Genomic DNA, 20311 nt, shown 5'->3' with positions numbered 1-20311 from the left:
CTACACTTGTAACAGCCAATTTACGTTACGAGAGAGAGCATGAGCGAGCTGCAACGGGAAAAGATCGGACAAAATATTCTGATAAAACTGGCGATGCTGGTCATCATCCTCGCCGGGGTTCGGGCAGCGTCCGATATTCTGGTTCCGCTCCTGCTGGCGGCGTTCTTTGCCATCGTGCTGAATCCGCTGGTGACGATGCTGATGCGTCGCGGTTTCCGCCGTGGACTGGCAATCGGGCTGGTTATTACCGTGATCTTCTGCGGTATCCTGCTGCTGGGTGCCATTATTGCCAGCTCAATGAGCGAGTTTTCTGATCTCTACCCGCAACTGCGCGCCACCATGGAGCAGAAAATGACGGTGCTGCAGCATCTGGCGGCGGGTTTTCATCTCAATATTTCAACCGATGCGCTGGTTCAGCGTTTCGACCCGAACACCATGATGAACCTGGCGAGCGTGGCGCTGAGCGGCTTTTCCGGCGCGATGACCAATACTGTGCTGCTGGTGCTGACCGTGGTCTTTATGCTGTTTGAGGTCCATCACCTGCCCTACAAAATGCGTAACGCGCTGGTCAATCCCAAAATCCGCATCGCCGGGCTGCATAAGGCGCTGAAAGGCGTGACGCACTATCTGGCGCTGAAAACCCTGGTCAGTCTGATTACGGGCATTGCCGTCTGGCTGAGTCTCTATCTGCTGGATGTGAAATTCGCGCTGCTGTGGGCTGTTGTGGCGTTTATCCTCAACTTTATTCCCAATATCGGCCCGATTATCGCCGGTATCCCGCCCTTTCTTCAGGCGCTGTTACTGAACAGTCTGTTTGATGCCGCAATGGTGGCGGCGCTGTTTACCGCCATTCATATGGTGTTCGGTAATATGCTGGAACCGCGTCTGATGGGCCGCGGTCTTGGCTTATCAACGCTGGTTGTGTTCCTGTCGCTGGTGTTCTGGGGCTGGCTGCTCGGGCCGGTCGGCATGCTGCTCTCGGTGCCACTCACCAGCATTACCAAAATCCTGATGGAGACCACGCCAGGCGGCAGCCGTCTGGCGATTATGCTGGGCACCGGACGACCTAAGCGGGCGCGGGCATTAACCAAGTAGCCGCTGCTGCACGTGCTGCAGATGGCTTTCCATCGCCTGGCGGGCTGCGACTTCATCGCCCGCCACAATCGCATCGGCGATCTGCTGATGGTCAGCGTTCATCTCCTGCGCAAAGCTGTTATCGGCATAATGGCGTTCCAGCCGTTGCACATGTGGGCTGTGACGCCGGTTCCATAACTGCTCCAGCAGGTCACGTAACACATCATTGCCGCTCATCTCGCTGATCAGCAGGTGGAAACGTTTGTCCTGCTCCAGAAAAGCCGCATCGTTTTCATTGTACTGCTGCAGTTCAGCGGCCAGTGCCAGGAGTGCCGCACGCTGATCGGCGGTGCCGTTCCGGGCGGCAAATCCTGCCAGCATTCCCTCAAAGGCTTCACGCGCCTGAAGCAGATCCTGCAGGCTGCCGGTTTCACTCTCCTGTGGAACGGCGGCCTGTGGCAGCGGCTGAGCGACATAGACGCCGTTGCCCGTCCGGATATCGACCCAGCCGGTCATCTCCAGTGCAATCAGTGCCTCGCGCACTGACGAACGGCTGACACCCAGCTGTTTTGCCAGCTCGCGCTCCGGTGGCAGCAGGCCACCGGCCACAAAGTCACCGCGCGTGATGCCGGCCATGATGACGTTAGCGATCTGACGGTAGAGCCGCTCAGTTTTAATGACGGGAAGCGCCATCACCCTCTCCTTTTTGTCCGCTTAAAACCGCTTACTTTGTCCGTGCAGTTTGTGATGCTGCGATCCGGATCACGGCCCTGTTTTGCCCACTATCATACTCTTGGTCCAGCGGCCTGACCACTGGGCCACATCACAGTAAGGAGTAAAAATGGAACATACATGGCGATGGTACGGCCCGAACGATCCGGTCTCACTGGATGATGCGCGCCAGGCGGGCGCGACCGGCATCGTGACGGCTCTTCACCATATCCCTAACGGCGAGGTCTGGCCGGTTGAGGAGATTAAAGCGCGTCAGGCTCTGCTGGCGGAAAAAGGTCTGGTCTGGTCGGTGGTGGAGAGCATCCCGGTCCATGAGGCGATCAAAACCCAGCGTGGTGACTACCTTCGCTATATCGCCAGTTATCAGCAGTCGATACGCAATCTGGCCGCCTGCGGCATTGATACCGTCTGCTACAACTTCATGCCGGTGCTGGACTGGACACGAACCGACCTCGGCTGGACGCTGCCGGATGGCGCAAAAGCGCTGCGCTTCGATGCCGATGCGTTCGCCGCCTTCGAGCTGTATCTGCTGAAGCGTCCCGGTGCTGAACAGGATTACAGCGCCGCTGAGCAGCAGGCCGCCGCCGCGCGTTTTGCCGCCATGAGCGAAGAAGAGAAAAGCACCCTGGTGCGCAACATCATCGCCGGTCTGCCGGGTGCCGAAGAGGGTTACACGCTGGAGCAGTTCCAGGCGCAGCTGGCCCAGTATGACGGTATCGACAAAGCAAAACTGCGCGAGCATATGGCTGCCTTCCTGCGCGCCATCGTGCCGGTTGCAGAGGAAGTGGGGATTAAACTGGCGGTGCATCCGGACGATCCTCCGCGTCCCATTCTCGGCCTGCCGCGCATTATCTCGACGCAGGAAGATATGCAGTGGCTGAAAGAAACGGTGGACAGTCTGCACAACGGTTTCTGTTTCTGTACCGGCTCCTATGGCGTGCGTGCCGACAATGCGCTGGTTGAGATGGCGGAAACCTATGCCGACCGCATCAACTTTATTCACCTGCGCGCCACGAAGCGTGAGGCGAACCCCAACAGCTTCCATGAAGCGGCGCATCTGGCGGGCGACGTCGATATGGTCGGCGTCATCAGGGTTATTCTGGCGGAAGAGCAGCGTCGTCGCAGAGCGGGGAATCAGCGGGCGATACCGATGCGTCCCGATCACGGCCATCAGATGCTGGATGACCTGCATAAGCGCACCAATCCGGGGTATTCCGCCATTGGCCGTCTCAAAGGGCTTGCTGAGCTGCGCGGCGTTGAAGTGGCGCTGAAACAGATCTACTTCGCTGATTAACGCATTGTCTTACCCTGCGCCCGTCTTGTGACAGGCCAGGGTCTCCTTCATCGGCCGCGTCGGGTTGCCTTTTACCCTGTCAGTCACCCGTTCTCACCTGATTTTTTTGCTGAACACAACTGAAAGCAAAGCAATCTGTCAATAAATGTAATGTCTGGTCGATAATTGACCTGAGTCAGTTTTGTTAATCGCAAAAACGCTAATCTGCCCGGCCCGGAGAGATGCTATGCTGCGCGACTGATCAGCCCCCTGCATAAAACAAAAAAATACACAGAGGACTCAGCGGTGCCGCTACTGAAACGAAAACGCGACTACGCCAGGCTGGTGATTATTATCGCCGGCGTGCTGCCTCTGACTATTGGCATTTTTTTCACCGCCCTGGATGCGCGCCACACCGTGCAACAGCAGCAGGTGAGTGCAGCAAATACCCTGCTATCTCAGGCTGAGAGAATGAGTGACAGCGCCTGGGATATGATTACCGGGCTGCGCCAGTTTCAGCAGCAGCCCTGCAGCCAGATTCAAAACCAGTTGCAGCGAATTGGCTCCCTCAACCCCTATTTCCGCGCCGTCGGTAAAATGGAAGAGAACAGAATTGCCTGTTCTTCAGCCTATGGAACAGAGCCGGGTTTTCTGAAAGATATGATCATGCGCGACGCGCCCGTCACCGGAAAAGCCTGGTGGAGTCTGTCGATTGCCGGGACAGCCGGCGTACCTGACCGCCCGGCAGTGATTTTTATGCGCGACCTGCCTGATGGCGAGGGATTCTGGGCAGTGATTGATGGCCAGTATCTGATCGATTTTATGCGGGCTATCAGCAGCACCCATCTCTATCATTTCAGCATGACGTTCAGCGATGGCGCCCCCATCTCGTTCGGGGATCCGCACATCGGCGCATCCAGCTGGTTTGAACCTATGATTTATCAGGCCAGATCAAACCGCTATCCGCTCTCTGTCACTCTGCTTGCCTCGCCCTCTGAGCTGATCTCAGCCTGGCGTCAGGTGATGTTTATCATCATGCCGATGGCGGCTATCTTCTCTCTTCTGCTGATGATGCTGATGTCGAACTGGCTGCAACGACGTATTTCATGGCGCGATGAGATTCGCCGGGCCATCATCAGCGGCCAGTTCAGGGCGCATTATCAGCCGGTCTATGACAACCGGCTGCAACGCTGCAGCGGCGCAGAAGCCCTGCTGCGCTGGACCACGCCCGACGGTAACGGTGTGCGGCCCGATATTTTCATCAGCGCGGCAGAGGCGGAAGGGATGATTGTGCCGCTGACCCGCCATCTGCTCGATTTAATCGCAGAGGATGTGCAGGCGTGGCAGGTTGAACCGCATTTCCACCTGGCCATTAATGTGGCGGCGGATCATCTGCAGCATCCGGACTTTGTCGACGATATGCTGCAGTTTGCCGGGAGAGTCAAAGATAAGCAGTTCCTGATTACCCTGGAGCTGACTGAACGCAGCCTGATCAAAGATGGCGCTGAGGTGGCACGCAAACTGGAGCAGTTACGCGGTTGCGGAATGAAGGTCGCGATTGATGATTTTGGTACCGGTCACTGTTCGCTGAGCTATCTGCAGACCTTCACCATGGATTATCTGAAGATCGATCGCGGCTTTATCAACGCAATTGAATCCCTGGAAGGCAGAACCCCGGTGCTGGATGTGATTATCCAGCTCAGTCATGATCTCGAGCTGGAAGTGCTGGGGGAAGGCGTCGAGACCGCGTTACAGTTCAGCTATCTGCAACGTCGCGGCGTGATTTATATCCAGGGCTATTATTATGCGCGCCCGATGGACAACGCGACGTTCATCGCCTGGCTGGCCGAACAGGGTGACCAGCCCGTTGAGCAGGATCGCCGCCTTGATGCTCATCCGCAGGCCAGTCTCTGAACGGAACCTGAACTGAAGAGGTTCGCTGCCGGATCAACCCTCAATCTCTTTTCCCGCCTGTTCCTGGTCTGCCCGGATTTCCCTGCAGCTGGCGTTGTACACCCGATAACCACATGCGGTGTCTGCTGCTCTCCTGATACCCCGCCTGGCCCCCTGATTTGCTGAAAAAAACGGCGGTCGTCACGCAGAGTGATAATTTTTTTGTGGAGCTAAACAGCGAAAACTCGTGTCCATGGCGGCCATTTTTAGCTCAAACATGACAGATATCACACAAAAACGGTATACTCTGTCGCTGTTCGCAATAATAACAACAGTAATTATTGTGTCAGCCGGCGCGTAAACAGCGCTTATTTAGGGCTATGCTTAAATTTCTCAACGCAGCGGTCTGAATGATTCACCCCGGCTCGCGCCGTTGAGAACTTTCGTGTTCCATTACAGGGTAATTCTATGAAATTGCGTAGGAAGCGTGTAAAACCAATTGGGATCGATGATGTCACTATCATCGATGATGCCCGTTTACGTAAAGCCATCACTGCGGCCTCTCTGGGGAACGCAATGGAGTGGTTTGACTTCGGTGTTTATGGCTTCGTCGCCTATGCATTGGGTAAAGTCTTCTTCCCGGACGTTTCGCCGGGTGTCCAGATGATCGCGGCGCTCGCCACCTTCTCTGTTCCATTCCTGATCCGCCCGCTGGGTGGTCTGTTCTTCGGGATGCTGGGCGACAAATATGGTCGTCAGAAAATCCTCTCCATCACCATTATCATCATGTCGGTCAGTACCTTCTGTATCGGCCTGATACCCTCTTACGCCTCAATCGGCATCTGGGCACCGGTCCTGCTGCTGTTAGCGAAGATGGCTCAGGGCTTCTCGGTGGGGGGTGAATATACCGGTGCTTCAATCTTTGTGGCCGAGTATTCGCCTGACCGTAAACGCGGCTTTATGGGAAGCTGGCTGGACTTTGGTTCGATTGCGGGCTTCGTGCTCGGCGCGGGCCTGGTGGTGCTGATCTCCTCCATTATCGGAGAAGAGCGCTTCCTTGAGTGGGGCTGGCGTCTGCCGTTCTTCGTCGCGCTGCCGCTGGGTATTATCGGTCTTTACCTGCGCCATGCACTGGAAGAGACTCCGGCATTCCAGCAGCATGTGGACAAACTGGAACAGGGCGACCGCGAAGGTCTGCAGGATGGTCCGCAGGTTTCATTTAAAGAGATCGCCACCAAACACTGGCGCAGCCTGCTCTCCTGTATCGGTCTGGTTATCGCCACGAACGTCACCTACTACATGTTGCTGACGTACATGCCGAGCTACCTGTCGCACAACCTGCACTACAGCGAAGATCACGGCGTGATGATTATCATCGCCATCATGATCGGTATGCTGTTCGTTCAGCCGATGATCGGCATGATGAGTGACCGTTTTGGCCGTCGTCCGTTTGTCATCATCGGCAGTATCGCCCTGATGGTCTTCTCGATTCCTGCCTTCATGATGATCAACAGCGGCGTGCTGGGACTGATTTTTGGTGGTCTGCTGCTGCTGGCGGTAATTCTCAACGCCTTTACCGGCGTGATGGCGTCGTCACTGCCTGCGATGTTCCCGACCCACATCCGCTACAGTGCGCTGGCGAGTGCGTTTAACATCTCGGTACTGGTTGCCGGTCTGACGCCGACGCTGGCCGCCTGGCTGGTAGAAACCACCAGCAACCTCTACATGCCAGCCTACTATCTGATGGTGGTGGCAGTGATTGGTCTGATTACCGGTCTGTTCATGAAAGAGACGGCGAACAAGCCACTGAAAGGTGCAACGCCAGCGGCCTCCGATATGGAAGAAGCGCGCGAAATCCTTCAGGAGCATCACGATAACATCGAGCACAAAATCGAAGATATCGACGAAGAGATCGCCCGTCTGGAAGCGAAACGTAAAAACCTGGTGCAGCAGCATCCGGATATCAACGAGTAATCGTTCTGCTCTCCCGCCGCCCGGCGGGAGAGTCCTTTTCCCCCTCTCTTACCGCACACAAACCTTCATGCCTCGCGGTCAAAGGGAGTAAACTGTTGTTACTTTTTTCACCTGCGTAAGAATGAAAATGTCTGATTATTCCCTTATCCAGCGCCCAAGAAGATTGCGCGCCAGCGCCTCAATGCGTGAAATGTTCCAGGAGTCTTCCCTGAGCCTGAACGATCTGGCTCTGCCTATCTTTGTTGAAGAAGAAGTCGACGATTACAAAGCGATTCAGGCGATGCCTGGCGTCATGCGTATTCCGGAAAAACGTCTCGCGTTTGAGATTGAGCGTATCGCTAAAGCGGGTATCCGCTCGGTGATGACCTTTGGTATTTCACACCATACCGACGCCACCGGCAGCGATGCCTGGAACGAAAACGGTCTGGTGGCGCGTATGTCGCGCATCTGCAAAGATACCGTGCCGGAAATGATTGTGATGTCTGACACCTGTTTCTGTGAATACACCAGCCACGGCCACTGTGGCGTGCTCTGTGATCACGGCGTCGATAACGATGCAACCCTGGAAAACCTGGGTAAGCAGGCCGTGGTGGCCGCCGCCGCCGGTGCAGATTTCATCGCCCCGTCAGCGGCGATGGATGGTCAGGTCGAGGCGATTCGCCGGGCTCTGGACGCTGCGGGCTTCACTCATACTGCCATCATGTCCTACTCCACTAAATTCGCTTCATCGTTTTACGGCCCGTTCCGTGAAGCGGCGGGGACTGCGCTGAAAGGCGACCGTAAAACCTACCAGATGAACCCGATGAACCGCCGTGAAGCAATCCGCGAATCGCTGCTCGATGCAGCGCAGGGCGCAGATTCACTGATGGTGAAACCGGCGGGCGCGTATCTGGATATCCTGCGCGACATCCGCGAACGCACCGAACTGCCGCTGGCGGCTTATCAGGTGAGTGGTGAATACGCGATGATTAAATTTGCCGCACAGGCCGGTGCCATTGATGAACGCAATGTGGTGCTGGAAAGTCTGGGTGCAATTAAACGCGCCGGTGCGGACCTCATTTTCAGCTATTTCGCCCTTGATCTCGCCGAACAAAAAGTGCTCTGATCCCCTCCTCATAAAGAGCGTGGTCGCTATATCACGCTCTTTTTCTTCGCTGTAAGGCAAACACCAGAACCTGGCTTCAGCTAGAAAACAAAGGGCTCTGTGATGAAAGCACCTGAAATCCCCGCCGATGAGGCACAACGTTTATCGCAGTTGCGTGCGCTGAACATAATGAACACCCCTGCGGAAGAGCGTTTTGACCGTTTAACCCGACTGGCGCGCCGTCTTTATGACGTTCCTATCGCGTTAGTCAGCCTGCTGGAATCTGACCATCAGTGGTTTAAATCCGCTCAGGGCTATGAACCTACAGGATCGCCCCGGAACATCTCCTTTTGCGCCCATGCCATCCTGCAGGATGAGATCATGATCGTTGAAGATGCATCAAAAGATGAACGTTTTCATGATAACCCGCTGGTGATCGGCGATCCGCATATTCGCTTTTATGCCGGCTGTCCGCTGCGGTCACCTGGCGGCGCGAAAATGGGTACGCTCTGTATTATTGGCCGTGAGCCGCGTCAGTTTAATGAAGAGGACCAGGCTACGATGCGCGACCTGGCTGCCATGGCCGAAGCGGAACTGGTCGCCTTTCAGACCGCCACCTGTGATGAACTGACACAGATTACCAATCGTCGCGGCTTTATGACGCTGGGCCAGATGGTGCTGAATGAGTGCCGGATGAAAAACCGTCCCGCCTGCCTGACCTTCCTCGATCTCGACAAGTTTAAGCAGATTAATGACACGCTGGGCCATCGCGAAGGCGACCGTGCGCTGATGGACTTTGCCGATGCGATGAAAGTCGTGTTTAAGCACTCCGATCTGTTTGCCCGTCTGGGCGGCGATGAGTTTGTGGTGCTGTTTAATGGCCTGCAGCAGCAGCAGAGTGAAGCACTGCTCATGCAGTTCGACCGTTACTTACAACAGCAGTCAATCAGCCTGAACCGTCGCTACCGTCTGCAATTCTCTTCCGGCGTGGTCGCGTTTGACGCGGCGAATCCGCAGTCGCTGGAACAGCTGCTGCACGACAGCGATGAGCAGATGTACCTCAGTAAAAAGCAGAAACGCATCGCGGTGTAAAGTCAGGCGCCGCAGCGCCTGACCCATCAGGGCCGGCCCAGATCGTCGAGCAGCGCCTGATTAAACTTTGCCGGTTCTTCCATCTGCGGCGCGTGTCCCATACCGGGAAATTCAATCAAGCGCGCGCCCGGAATGCGTTTTGCCGTCTCTTTCCCCAGCACCGCATAATCCCCCAGCCGGGCTTTCACCTCTGCAGAAGCGATATCACTGCCGATGGCGGTGGTGTCTGAGGTGCCGATCATCAGCGTCGTCGGGACTTTCAGATCGCCGAATTCATAAAACACCGGCTGCGTGAAGATCATGTCGTAGATTAAGGCCGAGTTCCATGCCACCTTCTGATGGCCCGGCCCGCTGTTGAGCCCGGCCAGCATATCGACCCACTTGTCATATTCCGGTTTCCAGCGCCCGACATAGTAAGTCTGCTGCTCATACTTCTTAATGCCCGCTGCGCTGAGTTTACGTTCGCGCTGATACCACTGATCCACCGAACGCCACGGCGCGCCTTTGGCTTTCCAGTCCTCCAGCCCTATCGGGTTAACCAGCACCAGCTTCTGCGTCTGTGCCGGGTACATCAGTGCATAGCGCGTGGCCAGCATCCCGCCCGTGGAGTGACCGACAATCACCGCCTTCTCCACACCCAGCCGGGCAAGCAGCTGATGGGTGTTCTCTGCCAGTTGCTGAAAGCTGTATTGATAGCTGGCGGGCTTGGTCGAGCTGCAAAAACCAATCTGGTCGGGCGCGATAACGCGATATCCCTGCTGACTCAGGGCGCGAATAGTCTCTTCCCAGGTCGCGCCACAGAAGTTTTTACCGTGCATCAGCACCACGGTTGTGCCGTTGGCCCGTTGCGCCGGTTTCACATCCATATAGCCCATGCTCAGCGGTTGCTGCTGGGACTGAAAATCGAAATGCTGCAGAGGATAAGGATAGTGAAATCCTTCCAGCTGCTCGCCATAGACAGGCGCGGCACTGGCCGATGCATGCGCAAATAAAGCCAGCGAGGTGAGCAAGGCGGCAAGCGGTTTTCTCAGCGCATCTATCGGGCTCATCCGGGGGTCTCCAGGTTAAAGGTCAGTCGTAAGCCTGGCAGGTCACAGCGAAAAATCTATTGATGAGCTGTGCTATCACGTTGATTACACAGGCGCTGACCGCATTGAATCTGAGGCGGGCAGCATCCTGCCGCGCGTTAATGCCTGTCAGTCTGAATCCGTTATCGGTTTAACCATAATTACCAACATATTAATCACAATGCATCCTGTTTATTAATAACTGCCGTTCAGATGAATATCTTCAGAGATAACGATTCAAATACTGAAAAATCTTTACGCAAAGAATAAGCACATTAAGATAAATTAATTAGAATCTTCCCAAATTAAAAGGGGGGTCTATGAACGAGAATAAATATAACGAAAGCGTAATCGTCTCCGTCACGGAATGGATTAATAATAATCTGGATCAGCGTTTAAGCGTTGATGATATTGCAGAAAAGGCCGGTTACTCTAAGTGGTATTTGCAGAAACTCTTTGCCCGTTATCATAATGAAACGCTGGCGCGTTATATTCGTAAGAAAAAGCTTAATGCCAGTGTTAATGATTTAAAAAACAGTAGTACGCCGATTATCAGTCTGGCGCTGAAATATCATTTTGAAAGCCAGCAATCTTTTACCCGCTCGTTTAAGCAGATTATGGGCTGCACGCCGAGCGCCTGCCGTAAGCGTCTGATGAACGACGAGGCGAAGCAGCAGATCGGCGACGTTGATGATCCCTGTGCGCTGTGCAGCTACGTGCGACCCGGAAGCCTGAAGCAGAGCTGTGGCGTAACAGTCCGGCCTGTTACGCACACAGTGCGCGGATATGCGCAGGCAGACGCTTTCCGCGACAGGGGTTAATCAGGATTCATCCGGCTGATAATATTGCACACCAATCTGAATACGCTCACGTCCCTGGGTGACGCGATGACGATTGGTGTCGCGCAGTGAATAGACGCAGCCACAATATTCCTGCTGATAAAAACTCTCGCGCTTGCTGATTTCAATCATGCGCGACGACCCGCCGCCTTTACGCCAGTTAAAATCCCAGTACATCAGATCCGGATACGCCGCCGCTGCGCGAACACCACAGTCGTTAATCTGCTTCATATCTTTCCAGCGTGAAATCCCCAGGCAACTGGTCATCACCGGGAAGCCGTTCTCATGGGCATAGAGTGCCGTGCGCTCAAAGCGCATATCAAAACACATGGTGCAGCGTTCACCCCGTTCCGGTGACCACTCCAATCCACGCGCCCGCTCAAACCAGTTATCCCGGTCATAATCCGCATCAACAAACGGCACACCAAATTTTTCAGCAAAGCGAATATTCTCCTCTTTGCGCAGCTCATATTCTTTGAGCGGATGAATATTCGGGTTGTAGAAATAGATAGTGTATTCAATGCCGGATGCCAGCATCGCTTCCATCACTTCACCCGAACAGGGTGCGCAACAGGAGTGCAGCAGGACTTTTTTATGACCGCCCGGCAGGGGCAGCGGCTGACGCTGGAAAGGTTCAGACATAAGCACCTTCAATCAATGCAGGAAAGCGGCAGTGTAATGCCGCAGGCGGGCAGTTGCAAAATCTCTCCTGAAACGCCCTGCTTTGCGTATTCGTGCCTCTGCCGCGATGTGCTCTTTCCGCGCCACTCTGCTGATCTCCCAAACTTTCTTGCCGCGACAAGGCTGTGTGACCGCGGCGATGGCCGGAAGTGTGATCGCCCCCACACTGGTATCGACTATGTTTACATAACATTAACAATACTGACACTGAATCACGGCAAGGAGACCTGCATGGTTGCGGCAAAAAAATCGGGAAATCAACAGAACCGCTTTACCTGGTTCGTCTGTTTTATGGCGGCGCTCTCCGGCCTGCTGTTTGGTCTGGATATCGGCGTCATCGCAGGTGCCTTGCCGTTTCTGGCGAAGGATTTGCAGATCACTAACCATCAGCAGGAGTGGGTAGTGAGTTCGATGATGTTTGGTGCAGCGCTGGGCGCGCTGGCGGCGGGCTGGATGTCATCAAAACTGGGACGTAAAAAAAGTATGCTGGCGGGCGCAACGCTGTTTGTGATTGGCTCGCTGTGGTCAGCCTTTTCACCCGATGTGGAATCGCTGGTCTGCGCCCGTGTGATGCTGGGTCTGGCGGTGGGGATCGCCTCTTATACCGCGCCACTCTATCTGGCGGAGATTGCGCCGGAACGGATTCGTGGCTCAATGATTTCGATGTACCAGCTGATGCTGACCACCGGCATCGTGGTGGCTTATCTCTCCGACACCGCGTTCAGCTACAGCGGCAACTGGCGCGGGATGCTCGGCGTGATCGCCATTCCGGCAGTGATCCTGTTTATCGGCGTGCTGTTTCTGCCCAACAGCCCACGCTGGCTGGCAGCACACGGACGCTTTAACGAGGCGCAGCGGGTGCTGGATCGGCTGCGTAACAGCAGTGAGCAGGCCCGGGAGGAGCTGGAAGAGATCCGTGAAAGCCTGCAGGTGAAGCAGCGCGGCTGGTCGCTGTTCCGTTCAAATGGCAATTTCCGCCGCGCAGTATGGCTGGGGATGCTGCTACAGGTGATGCAGCAGTTTACCGGTATGAATGTGGTGATGTATTACGCGCCCAAAATCTTCAACATTGCCGGCTTCTCCAGCACCAGTGAGCAGATGTGGGGCACGGTGATTGTCGGGCTGGTGAACATGCTGGCCACGCTGATTGCAATTTTCTTTGTCGATCGCTGGGGTCGCAAACCCATGCTCACCACCAGTTTTCTGGTGATGGCGGTGGGTATGGGCGTGCTGGGCACGCTGCTGCATATGGGCGTTGAAACCGATTTCCGCAAATATTTTGCTGTCGCGATGCTGCTGATGTTTATCGTCGGCTTTGCAATGGCGGCCGGACCGGTAATCTGGCTGCTCTGTTCAGAGATTCAGCCGCTGAAAGGGCGTGACTTCGGGATTACGGCTTCGACCACCACTAACTGGGTCGGCAATATGATTGTGGGGGCAACCTTCCTGACGATGCTGGATCAGCTCGGGAACGCCAACACCTTCTGGTTCTATGGCGCGCTCAATCTGGTGTTTATCGTGCTGACAGTCATGCTGGTACCCGAGACCAAACACGTCACGCTGGAGCATATCGAACGCAACCTGATGAAGGGTAAGGCGCTGCGTGACATCGGGGCGTAACCGCCCCGTATCCGCTTACCATTGCAGCTGCTGGCCGGCGTAATCGACGTAGTGATGACCACCGCGTCCGCGCCACTGGGTCAGCTGCTGGACGATACCCGCGGCACTCTCTTCTGCCGTCAGGGGCGCGCTCTCACCGCCCATATCCGTTTTCACCCAGCCGGGATGCAGCGTCAGCAGCGTCCCGTGCTGCGCGTTGACCGCCGGTGTCAGCGTACGGCTCAGCATATTCAGGGCGGCTTTACTGGCCGAGTAAATCGGCATCTGCGCCTCTGGATTTTCATTCAGACTGCCGAGCTGAGATGAAGTCAGCGCCAGCACGCCTTCCGGCTTCAGCAGCGGCAGCAAAATCTCTGCGCTTCGAACCGGCGCTATCGCATTGGTCAGGAACAGCTGTGCCAGCGCCTGATCGTCACTCTGAGACACCTTCTGATGCGAAGGCCCGGAAATCCCGGCATTGATCAGAATCGCATCGAACGTTTTGCCACTGAGCTGGCTGGCAAGCTGCTGAACCGCCGATGCATGGGTCATATCCAGCGCATACCAGTGAATCTCTGGCTTTTTGCCCTGTTCCGGAATGCCACTGCGATGCGTAGCCGTGACCTGCCAGCCCTCTCCGGCAAATGCCTGTGCCACCGCCAGACCGATACCGCGCGAAGCACCAATAATCAGAACCTCTTTTTGCTGAGCCATATTCACTCCTCATTGATTGTCTCACTAGAAGCTTAACGGCTATTCCGCCGGGACAGCGACCCGCTGTGCTTTTTCGCCTGTCGACCGCACGGTCGGTAAAAACATCGCACCCCAGCGCTGTTGATGGTTTTCCATCATTAAATCGCTTTATGTTTTACTTTTAAACGGTTAGAAGAGATAAACAGCCTGGCAGGCAGCAGTTAATCGCCATTTTCCGCGTGGAGTCTGAATGAAAAAGCTCACCTTAGAAGTGGTGGCAAAAATGGCGGGCGTCGGGATTGCGACGGTCGATCGGGTGCTGAACGAGCGCGGCGGCGTGTCGCTGGAGACCAGCCGCAAAGTCCTGAAAGCCGCACGTGAAGTGGGATTGAAACGTCTGCTGCCAGAGGAGTACCAGCATCCGTGGCAAATCGAGGTTTTCCTCAGCAATAACGGCTCATCCTTTTTTCAGCAACTCACGACCCATTTCAGCGAGGTTGCCAGTCAGCTGGGCTATCGCCGCCTGAAACTGCACAAAACCCTGGTGGCCGAAGCGCAGCCTGAGCAGCTGGCGCAGAGCATTATCGCCCGCAGCAGTAACCGCGACGGCATCATTGTGTTCGCGCACGACTCGCCGCCCATCTATCGGGCACTGGCGCTGTGCCACAGCCGCAATGTGCCGGTGATCACCATCGTCACCGATCTGCCCGATGCCGACCGTTTGTGTCATGTCGGCATCGATCAGTATCAGGCGGGCCGCACGGCCGGACTGCTGATGAGTAAAACAGTGAATCAGCCTGGCGACATTCTGATGGTCAGCGGTCGCTTTGATTACCGCGCCCACCGTCAGCGCATCGCGGGATTCCGTGAGGCGATGGCGCAGCGCGCGCCGCAGCGTCATCTGCGTGAGGTGCTGGCAGGTCAGGATCAGCGGGAGACCATCCGCAGCGAACTGGCGCGTAACCTGCGTCCGTCGCAGGCAATTGCCGGCGTCTATAACACCGGCATGGGCAACACCGACGTCAGCGATACCCTGCGCGCCCATCAGCTGCTGGGCAAATGCACTTACATCACCCATGAGCTGTATGATGTGACCCGCCAGCTGCTGCTGAACGATGAAGTGGCGTTTACGCTGGATCAGCATGCTCAGCAGCATGCCCGGTTAGCGATTGATCTGATGCTGAATCATCTGGAGACCGGCTATCAACCGGATGTCTATCAGGCGGGTAAAGTCGCGTTTCGGCTGTTTACGGCGGAAAATATGGTATGAGGGGGGCTAAATTTGCCAGGCTCTGGTAACGCGATGAATCCTCAAAACGTTGCTAAATGCGGTCTGAAGTCCCAGGAAGAACTCATTACCTTTCATAGAAAGTAACCCTTTTCGAAAAAAATCTCTTCATAAGCGATCACTAAATAGCCAATCTCATTTTTTTCTGATAATTTTTTCTTACTTTTAAAAGAATTGAAGGAACAATTCAACACGCCCACAACAAACTATATAACTGACCAATATAAGAAAAAAAGAGTTCGGACCTTTTGCGTCCTGGCAACTTCATTACCTCAGCTAATGAAGTTAAAAACTACAGCTAAGTAGAACCAAAACAGGGTGAGCTATGGATATTTTCAATAACCTCAATGGGCTTTCAGCGAAGATTCAGCAGCAAGCAGCAATTATTCAGACAGAAGAAGCCACTAAAAGTGCTTTTGTCATGCCCTTCATTAGCCAGATCCTGGGATATGATGTTTTTGACCCGACGGAAGTCATTCCTGAGTTCATCTGTGATGTCGGTACTAAAAAAGGTGAGAAGATTGATTACGCTATATCTAAAGGTGGTGAAATCCAGATCCTGATTGAATGTAAAAAAATTGGAGAACCATTAAACGTTAAACATGCCTCGCAACTCTTCCGTTACTTCCATGTGACAAATGCCCGAATTTCTATCTTAACAAATGGCCAGCTTTATAAATTTTTTACCGATCTGGATGCACCGAACAAAATGGATGAGAAGCCATTTTTAGAACTGGATTTACTGGATATCGATGAACATGTAGTTCCAGAACTGGTTAAACTCACAAAAAGTGCTTTTGATGTAGATTCGATAGTCAGTGCAGCTGGTGAACTTAAATTCATTAGCCAGATAAAAAAGATGATTTCCAGCCAGTTCAGCGAACCCGATGAGGATTTTGTTAAATTTTTTGCCTCACGTGTTTATGACGGCATACTCACGCAAAAAGTCAGAGAGCAATTTACTATACTGACTAAAAAAGCGGCCACTCAGTGGCTTAATGACCAGGTAAATGAAAGACTGAAATCGGCTATTAGCGGTGGAACGATGGTATCAAACCAACTTAATAGTGAAGATTTGTCGAAAAGTAGTGTTGATAAAAACGATGCAGATAACGGCACAGTTGTTACGACAGAAATGGAGATCGAAGGGTTTCATATCGTAAAATCAATAATCAGAAAAGTTATTGATCCTCAAAGGATTACCTTCCGCGACACCCAAAGTTATCTTGGTATTTTGATCGACGATAACAATCGTAAGCCAATTTGCCGTCTTCATTTCAACCGTAGCCAGTTGTATATCGGGATGTTTGATGGCGAGAAAAAAGAGACTCGCCATCCCATTACGTCACTCAACGATATTTACAATCTAACTGATCAGCTGAGAGATACTGCACAGCAATACTCTTGATAGCCAGCAGCCAGGATGCTCTCCTGGCTTTTTAATCCTGCTCGTCCCGGCTTTTATCGTCCGGGCTGTCGCCATCGTCTTTGCCCTGACTCTTCTCCAGTTCCTGCGGATGTCCCATCGAAAGCGCCGTGGCGCTGGCCGGATCGAACAGTGACAGGCTCTCAATCTGGTCAACCATGATCACTTTACGGAACGACATCGCATCTTTGGGTTTAGAGTCGAGCGTGATGTCATGCTCGGCGTACCACTTGCTGTAGTTATGTTCCACTGCCAGCTTCAGCGTCTTGCTGTCGCGGTATCCGCTCAGCATCGGGATCAGCACGATGTTTTTGGTGCTCTCATATTCAAAGGTCGAGGCGTGCACCATGCCGATGTAAATACGGCGCGACTTCAGGGTAATCCACGCCAGTTCGCCCTCTTCCATGCACTGAAACAGCAGTTGTTCCACGCCATTGGAGCGCGACAGTTTCTGATAAAGATCTTTACGACCGGAGACGTTGAGTCGTGCGCTGCCTGCCCAGTTTGAGCGATAAAGACAGAGCAGAATGGCAAAGGCGAGCATGATCACGACCGGTGCCTGGATGCCCAGGAAGCTCCATGTCATAAACTCCACCTGCCACTTCAGATGAACGCCAGGGATCATCTGGACGGCATTGGCGATGCCGGAGATGCAGAGCAGCAGTAACCAGATGATGCCGGTCGCAAATACACCCTGCAGAACAAAAATACAGCCGTAAAGTGCGACCAGGAAATAGACGTCCCAGCCCGACGAACGACGGATTTTAAAGCGGCTGTTTAAATCACGGCTGGTGTACCAGTAACCACTGACCATCAGCACCATAAATATTGCGGTACCCACCTCACACTCCCTTTAACGTATTCACATGACGGGCGAAATCTTCGTGGACTTCCTCGCTCAGCGTGTTGACCGAGATATTGCCGTTCTCGTCAATAATGATGCGCTCACCTTCAGCGATGGAGTCGTTAATATCCTGACGGGTCATGATCTGCAGAAACTTCTCGGGACTGGCAAAGACCGACTTAACAAATTTGAACATAGCGATCCCATTATTGGCCTGAAAATTGAAGTATGTGACCGAATCGACATTTCCGCCTGTTTAATTTCAGGTGAAATATCTTAAAATCAATTATTTAGCGAAGCGGTAGCGACGCCTGTAACGCTGTTCTTACCTGAATTATTCAACGTAACCAGTAGCCTGCCGTCAACAGGTCCTGTTTTTCCGGACGGCTCTGCGTTGAAGCCTGATCGCCTCTTCACCAGGAAGCGCTAAGCTCAATGGTTAGCCGCTTTCTGTCACCCTGTCTGAAACGCATCGAGGAATGTTTGCATGAAACTACGAACACTGGGCCGTACCGGTCAGCGCGTCTCCGAAATTGGCTTTGGCGCATGGGCTATTGGCGGAACCTGGGGAGAAGTGAGTATGGAGGATGCCAAAGCCGCGCTGAACGCTGCGCTGGATGCAGGCATCACCTTTATTGATACCGCCGATGTCTATGGCGATGGTCGCTCCGAAAAGATTATCGCAGAGGTGCTGAATCAGCGCGGCGGGGAACGCCCGTTTGTGGCGACCAAGCTGGGGCGTCGCCTTTCACCGCACGTGGCTGAGGGCTACAACGCCGAAAACCTCAACGCGTTTATCGAACGCTCACGGGAAAATCTGCAGACCGAAACGCTGGATCTGGTGCAGCTGCATTGCCCGCCAACCGAGGTCTACTACAACCCGGACGTGTTTGCCGTGATGGATGAGATGGTCGCCGCCGGAAAAATCCGTCATTACGGCGTTTCCGTTGAGAAAGTCGAGGAAGGTCTGAAGGCGCTGGAGTTTCCCAACGTCGCGTCAATTCAGCTGATCTACAACATCTTCCGCCAGCGTCCGGCTGAGCTGCTGCTGCGTGAAGCGAAACGCCGTGACGTGGCGATCATCGCCCGTGTGCCGCTGGCTTCAGGCTTACTGACCGGCAAAATGCGCGCCGACAGCGTGTTTGCCGCTGACGACCATCGCACCTTTAACCGTAATGGCGAAGCGTTCGATAAAGGCGAAACCTTCTCCGGCGTGCCTTATGAGGTGGCGCTGGAGGCGGTTGAGGAGATTCGCCGCTTTGTCACGGGTGACACCACCATGGCGATGTTTGCGCTGCGCTGGATCCTGATGAACGAAGATGTCAGCGTGGTGATTCCTGGCGCGAAAAACCGCGAACAGGCTGAAGCCAATGCCCGCGCCAGCGACGTCGACGCGCTCTCTGCAGAGACGATGGCGGCACTGAAGCAGATCTATCAGGAGAAGATCGCACCTCACGTGCATCAGCGCTGGTAAACCTGCGTTACAACGCCTGGGCGCAGGCCCAGGCGGAACTCCAGGCCCACTGGAAGTTATATCCCCCCAGCCAGCCGGTGACATCGGCCACTTCCCCAATAAAGTAAAGCCCCGGCACCGCGCGCGCCTCCATGGTTTTCGAGGAGAGCTGTGTGGTATCCACGCCGCCCAGCGTCACTTCCGCAGTACGATACCCCTCGGTGCCGTTTGGCTGGATGCGCCAGGCGTGCAGCGTCTGCACCAGCTCGGTTTGCTGTTTGCTGTTGAGCTGCTTCAGGGTGATATCCGGCACCACATTCAGCGCCTGCAGGACTTCCACCAGACGCTTTGGCAGGATTTTCGCCAGGCTGTTTTTCAGGCTGAGATTCGGATGCGCTTCACGCTGCGCCGCCAGAAACGCGTCAAGTGGTGTGGCGGGCGAGAGATCGATGGTGACGAACTCACCCGGCAGCCAGTAGCTGGAAATCTGCAATACCGCCGGGCCGGAGAGACCACGGTGGGTAAAGAGCATCGCCTCTTTGAAGCGGGTGCCATCCTGCGCATCGATAGTGGTCTCCAGCGCGACGCCTGACAGCGTCTGCAACTGCTCCAGCAGCGGCTTGTGCAGGGTAAACGGCACCAGCGCCGCGCGCGTCGGGAACACGCTCAGTCCGAACTGCTCCGCAATTTTATAGCCAAACGGCGAAGCGCCCAGGCCAGGCATCGACAGACCGCCACTGGCAATGACCAGCTTCTCCGCCTGAACCGTGCTGCCGTTGAGCTGAAGGGTATAACCGCTTTCATCGCGCGCTACGCTGAGCACTTCACTGCGCAGTCGCAGCGTGACATTGCCTTTGTCACATTCGGCCAGCAGCAGATCGACAATCTGCTGGGCAGAGTCATCACAAAAGAGCTGCCCCAGGGTTTTCTCATGCCAGGCGATACCGTGGCGATTAACCAGATCGATAAAATCCCACTGGGTATAACGCGCCAGCGCCGATTTACAGAAGTGGGGATTGTGCGACAGATAGGCCGCGGGTTCCGTATAGAGATTGGTGAAATTGCAGCGGCCACCGCCAGACATCAGAATCTTGCGTCCTGGCTTTTTGCCGTTATCCAGCAGTAACACGCGGCGTCCCCGCTGTCCGGCCTGGGCGGCGCAGAAGAGCCCTGCGGCTCCGGCACCAATGATGATAACGTCAAACTGTTCCACTGCGGTTCACTCACTTAACTGGAAAGGCGCAGATTGTAGTGATCTGCTCACTGAGACGCCAGCGTCAAAAAATTGCCGTAAATGTG

18 protein-coding genes are annotated in these 20311 nt (G+C 54.5%); 11 read left to right on the top strand and 7 right to left on the bottom strand.

The genetic code is table 11. The annotated features are described in order from the left end of the window. The first annotated feature begins 39 nt into the window (after positions 1-39). The gene (locus tag PU624_RS05255; protein ID WP_283546847.1) at positions 40-1095 is read left to right on the top strand and encodes an AI-2E family transporter; all 1056 of its coding nucleotides are present in this window, start codon (positions 40-42) and stop codon (positions 1093-1095) included. Here PU624_RS05255 and PU624_RS05250 read toward each other — a convergent pair. Beyond that, positions 1084-1767, bottom strand: coding sequence for a FadR/GntR family transcriptional regulator (locus tag PU624_RS05250; RefSeq protein WP_283546846.1), 684 nt, complete (start codon positions 1765-1767; stop codon positions 1084-1086). The genes PU624_RS05255 and PU624_RS05250 overlap by 12 nt on opposite strands. Before the next feature lie 148 nt (positions 1768-1915). Between PU624_RS05250 and uxuA the strand changes: the two genes are divergently transcribed. The 5 genes from uxuA (at position 1916) to PU624_RS05225 (ending at position 9122) form a co-directional block, all read left to right on the top strand. Then, positions 1916-3100, top strand: a complete 1185-nt coding sequence (gene uxuA, locus PU624_RS05245) for a mannonate dehydratase (protein ID WP_283546845.1) — start codon at positions 1916-1918, stop codon at positions 3098-3100. A gap of 285 nt (positions 3101-3385) precedes the next feature. Beyond that, positions 3386-4993, top strand: a complete 1608-nt coding sequence (locus tag PU624_RS05240; RefSeq protein ID WP_283546844.1) for an EAL domain-containing protein — start codon at positions 3386-3388, stop codon at positions 4991-4993. A gap of 447 nt (positions 4994-5440) precedes the next feature. Further along, positions 5441-6946 carry a glycine betaine/L-proline transporter ProP gene (proP, locus tag PU624_RS05235; RefSeq protein ID WP_283546843.1) on the top strand — a complete coding sequence of 502 codons (1506 nt, stop codon included), beginning with the start codon at positions 5441-5443 and terminating at the stop codon, positions 6944-6946. A gap of 127 nt (positions 6947-7073) precedes the next feature. After that, the gene (hemB, locus tag PU624_RS05230; protein WP_283546842.1) at positions 7074-8051 is read left to right on the top strand and encodes a porphobilinogen synthase; all 978 of its coding nucleotides are present in this window, start codon (positions 7074-7076) and stop codon (positions 8049-8051) included. Between the two features lie 102 nt (positions 8052-8153). Continuing rightward, positions 8154-9122: a sensor domain-containing diguanylate cyclase gene (locus tag PU624_RS05225; protein WP_283546841.1), complete on the top strand. Its 969-nt coding sequence runs from the start codon at positions 8154-8156 to the stop codon at positions 9120-9122. 26 nt (positions 9123-9148) lie between these two features. On the opposite strand, the gene PU624_RS05220 is transcribed toward PU624_RS05225, so the two are convergent. Further along, a complete protein-coding gene (locus PU624_RS05220; protein WP_283546840.1) occupies positions 9149-10171 on the bottom strand; it encodes an alpha/beta fold hydrolase in 1023 nt (340 codons plus the stop codon). 338 nt (positions 10172-10509) lie between these two features. Here PU624_RS05220 and PU624_RS05215 point away from each other — a divergent pair, with 338 nt between their 5' ends. Beyond that, entirely contained in the window at positions 10510-11010 is a 501-nt protein-coding gene (locus tag PU624_RS05215) for a helix-turn-helix domain-containing protein (protein ID WP_283546839.1), read from the top strand. Here PU624_RS05215 and PU624_RS05210 read toward each other — a convergent pair whose 3' ends face one another. Continuing rightward, entirely contained in the window at positions 11011-11670 is a 660-nt protein-coding gene (locus PU624_RS05210; protein ID WP_179898766.1) for an epoxyqueuosine reductase QueH, read from the bottom strand. A 270-nt stretch (positions 11671-11940) separates the two neighbouring features. Between PU624_RS05210 and PU624_RS05205 the strand changes: the two genes are divergently transcribed. After that, positions 11941-13329, top strand: a complete 1389-nt coding sequence (locus tag PU624_RS05205) for a sugar porter family MFS transporter (protein ID WP_283546838.1) — start codon at positions 11941-11943, stop codon at positions 13327-13329. A gap of 15 nt (positions 13330-13344) precedes the next feature. On the opposite strand, the gene PU624_RS05200 is transcribed toward PU624_RS05205, so the two are convergent. Then, complete coding sequence (locus PU624_RS05200; protein ID WP_283546837.1) at positions 13345-14022, bottom strand: SDR family oxidoreductase; 678 nt, start codon at positions 14020-14022, stop codon at positions 13345-13347. A gap of 229 nt (positions 14023-14251) precedes the next feature. Between PU624_RS05200 and PU624_RS05195 the strand changes: the two genes are divergently transcribed. Together PU624_RS05195 and PU624_RS05190 are read left to right on the top strand one after the other, a co-directional pair. Further along, positions 14252-15271, top strand: coding sequence for a LacI family DNA-binding transcriptional regulator (locus PU624_RS05195; RefSeq protein ID WP_283546836.1), 1020 nt, complete (start codon positions 14252-14254; stop codon positions 15269-15271). Positions 15272-15614: 343 nt separating this feature from the next. Beyond that, positions 15615-16697 (top strand): type I restriction endonuclease, encoded by a 1083-nt coding sequence (locus PU624_RS05190; protein WP_283546835.1) that lies wholly within the window; start codon positions 15615-15617, stop codon positions 16695-16697. A 31-nt stretch (positions 16698-16728) separates the two neighbouring features. Here the strand turns inward: PU624_RS05190 and PU624_RS05185 are convergent, their stop codons facing one another. Together PU624_RS05185 and PU624_RS05180 are read right to left on the bottom strand one after the other, a co-directional pair. Beyond that, positions 16729-17556, bottom strand: coding sequence for a hypothetical protein (locus PU624_RS05185; RefSeq protein WP_283546834.1), 828 nt, complete (start codon positions 17554-17556; stop codon positions 16729-16731). Between the two features lies 1 nt (position 17557). Further along, positions 17558-17755, bottom strand: a complete 198-nt coding sequence (locus tag PU624_RS05180; protein ID WP_013359382.1) for a hypothetical protein — start codon at positions 17753-17755, stop codon at positions 17558-17560. A 291-nt stretch (positions 17756-18046) separates the two neighbouring features. Between PU624_RS05180 and PU624_RS05175 the strand changes: the two genes are divergently transcribed. After that, positions 18047-19033 carry an aldo/keto reductase gene (locus PU624_RS05175; RefSeq protein ID WP_283546833.1) on the top strand — a complete coding sequence of 329 codons (987 nt, stop codon included), beginning with the start codon at positions 18047-18049 and terminating at the stop codon, positions 19031-19033. Between the two features lie 7 nt (positions 19034-19040). Here PU624_RS05175 and PU624_RS05170 read toward each other — a convergent pair whose 3' ends face one another. Beyond that, positions 19041-20225, bottom strand: a complete 1185-nt coding sequence (locus tag PU624_RS05170) for a BaiN/RdsA family NAD(P)/FAD-dependent oxidoreductase (protein WP_283546832.1) — start codon at positions 20223-20225, stop codon at positions 19041-19043. Positions 20226-20311 lie beyond the last annotated feature (86 nt).

This window comes from Pantoea sp. Lij88, assembly GCF_030062155.1.
GTDB lineage: Bacteria > Pseudomonadota > Gammaproteobacteria > Enterobacterales > Enterobacteriaceae > Pantoea.
This window is presented reverse-complemented; position numbering and strand designations above follow the sequence as displayed.

Coding starts and splice junctions, on each gene's coding strand:
- PU624_RS05255 (WP_283546847.1), top strand. CDS start 40: ATGAGCGAGCTGCAACGGGAAAAGATCGGACAAAATATTCTGATAAAA.
- PU624_RS05250 (WP_283546846.1), bottom strand. CDS start 1,767: ATGGCGCTTCCCGTCATTAAAACTGAGCGGCTCTACCGTCAGATCGCT.
- uxuA (WP_283546845.1), top strand. CDS start 1,916: ATGGAACATACATGGCGATGGTACGGCCCGAACGATCCGGTCTCACTG.
- proP (WP_283546843.1), top strand. CDS start 5,441: ATGAAATTGCGTAGGAAGCGTGTAAAACCAATTGGGATCGATGATGTC.
- hemB (WP_283546842.1), top strand. CDS start 7,074: ATGTCTGATTATTCCCTTATCCAGCGCCCAAGAAGATTGCGCGCCAGC.
- PU624_RS05225 (WP_283546841.1), top strand. CDS start 8,154: ATGAAAGCACCTGAAATCCCCGCCGATGAGGCACAACGTTTATCGCAG.
- PU624_RS05220 (WP_283546840.1), bottom strand. CDS start 10,171: ATGAGCCCGATAGATGCGCTGAGAAAACCGCTTGCCGCCTTGCTCACC.
- PU624_RS05215 (WP_283546839.1), top strand. CDS start 10,510: ATGAACGAGAATAAATATAACGAAAGCGTAATCGTCTCCGTCACGGAA.
- PU624_RS05210 (WP_179898766.1), bottom strand. CDS start 11,670: ATGTCTGAACCTTTCCAGCGTCAGCCGCTGCCCCTGCCGGGCGGTCAT.
- PU624_RS05205 (WP_283546838.1), top strand. CDS start 11,941: ATGGTTGCGGCAAAAAAATCGGGAAATCAACAGAACCGCTTTACCTGG.
- PU624_RS05200 (WP_283546837.1), bottom strand. CDS start 14,022: ATGGCTCAGCAAAAAGAGGTTCTGATTATTGGTGCTTCGCGCGGTATC.
- PU624_RS05195 (WP_283546836.1), top strand. CDS start 14,252: ATGAAAAAGCTCACCTTAGAAGTGGTGGCAAAAATGGCGGGCGTCGGG.
- PU624_RS05190 (WP_283546835.1), top strand. CDS start 15,615: ATGGATATTTTCAATAACCTCAATGGGCTTTCAGCGAAGATTCAGCAG.
- PU624_RS05180 (WP_013359382.1), bottom strand. CDS start 17,755: ATGTTCAAATTTGTTAAGTCGGTCTTTGCCAGTCCCGAGAAGTTTCTG.
- PU624_RS05175 (WP_283546833.1), top strand. CDS start 18,047: ATGAAACTACGAACACTGGGCCGTACCGGTCAGCGCGTCTCCGAAATT.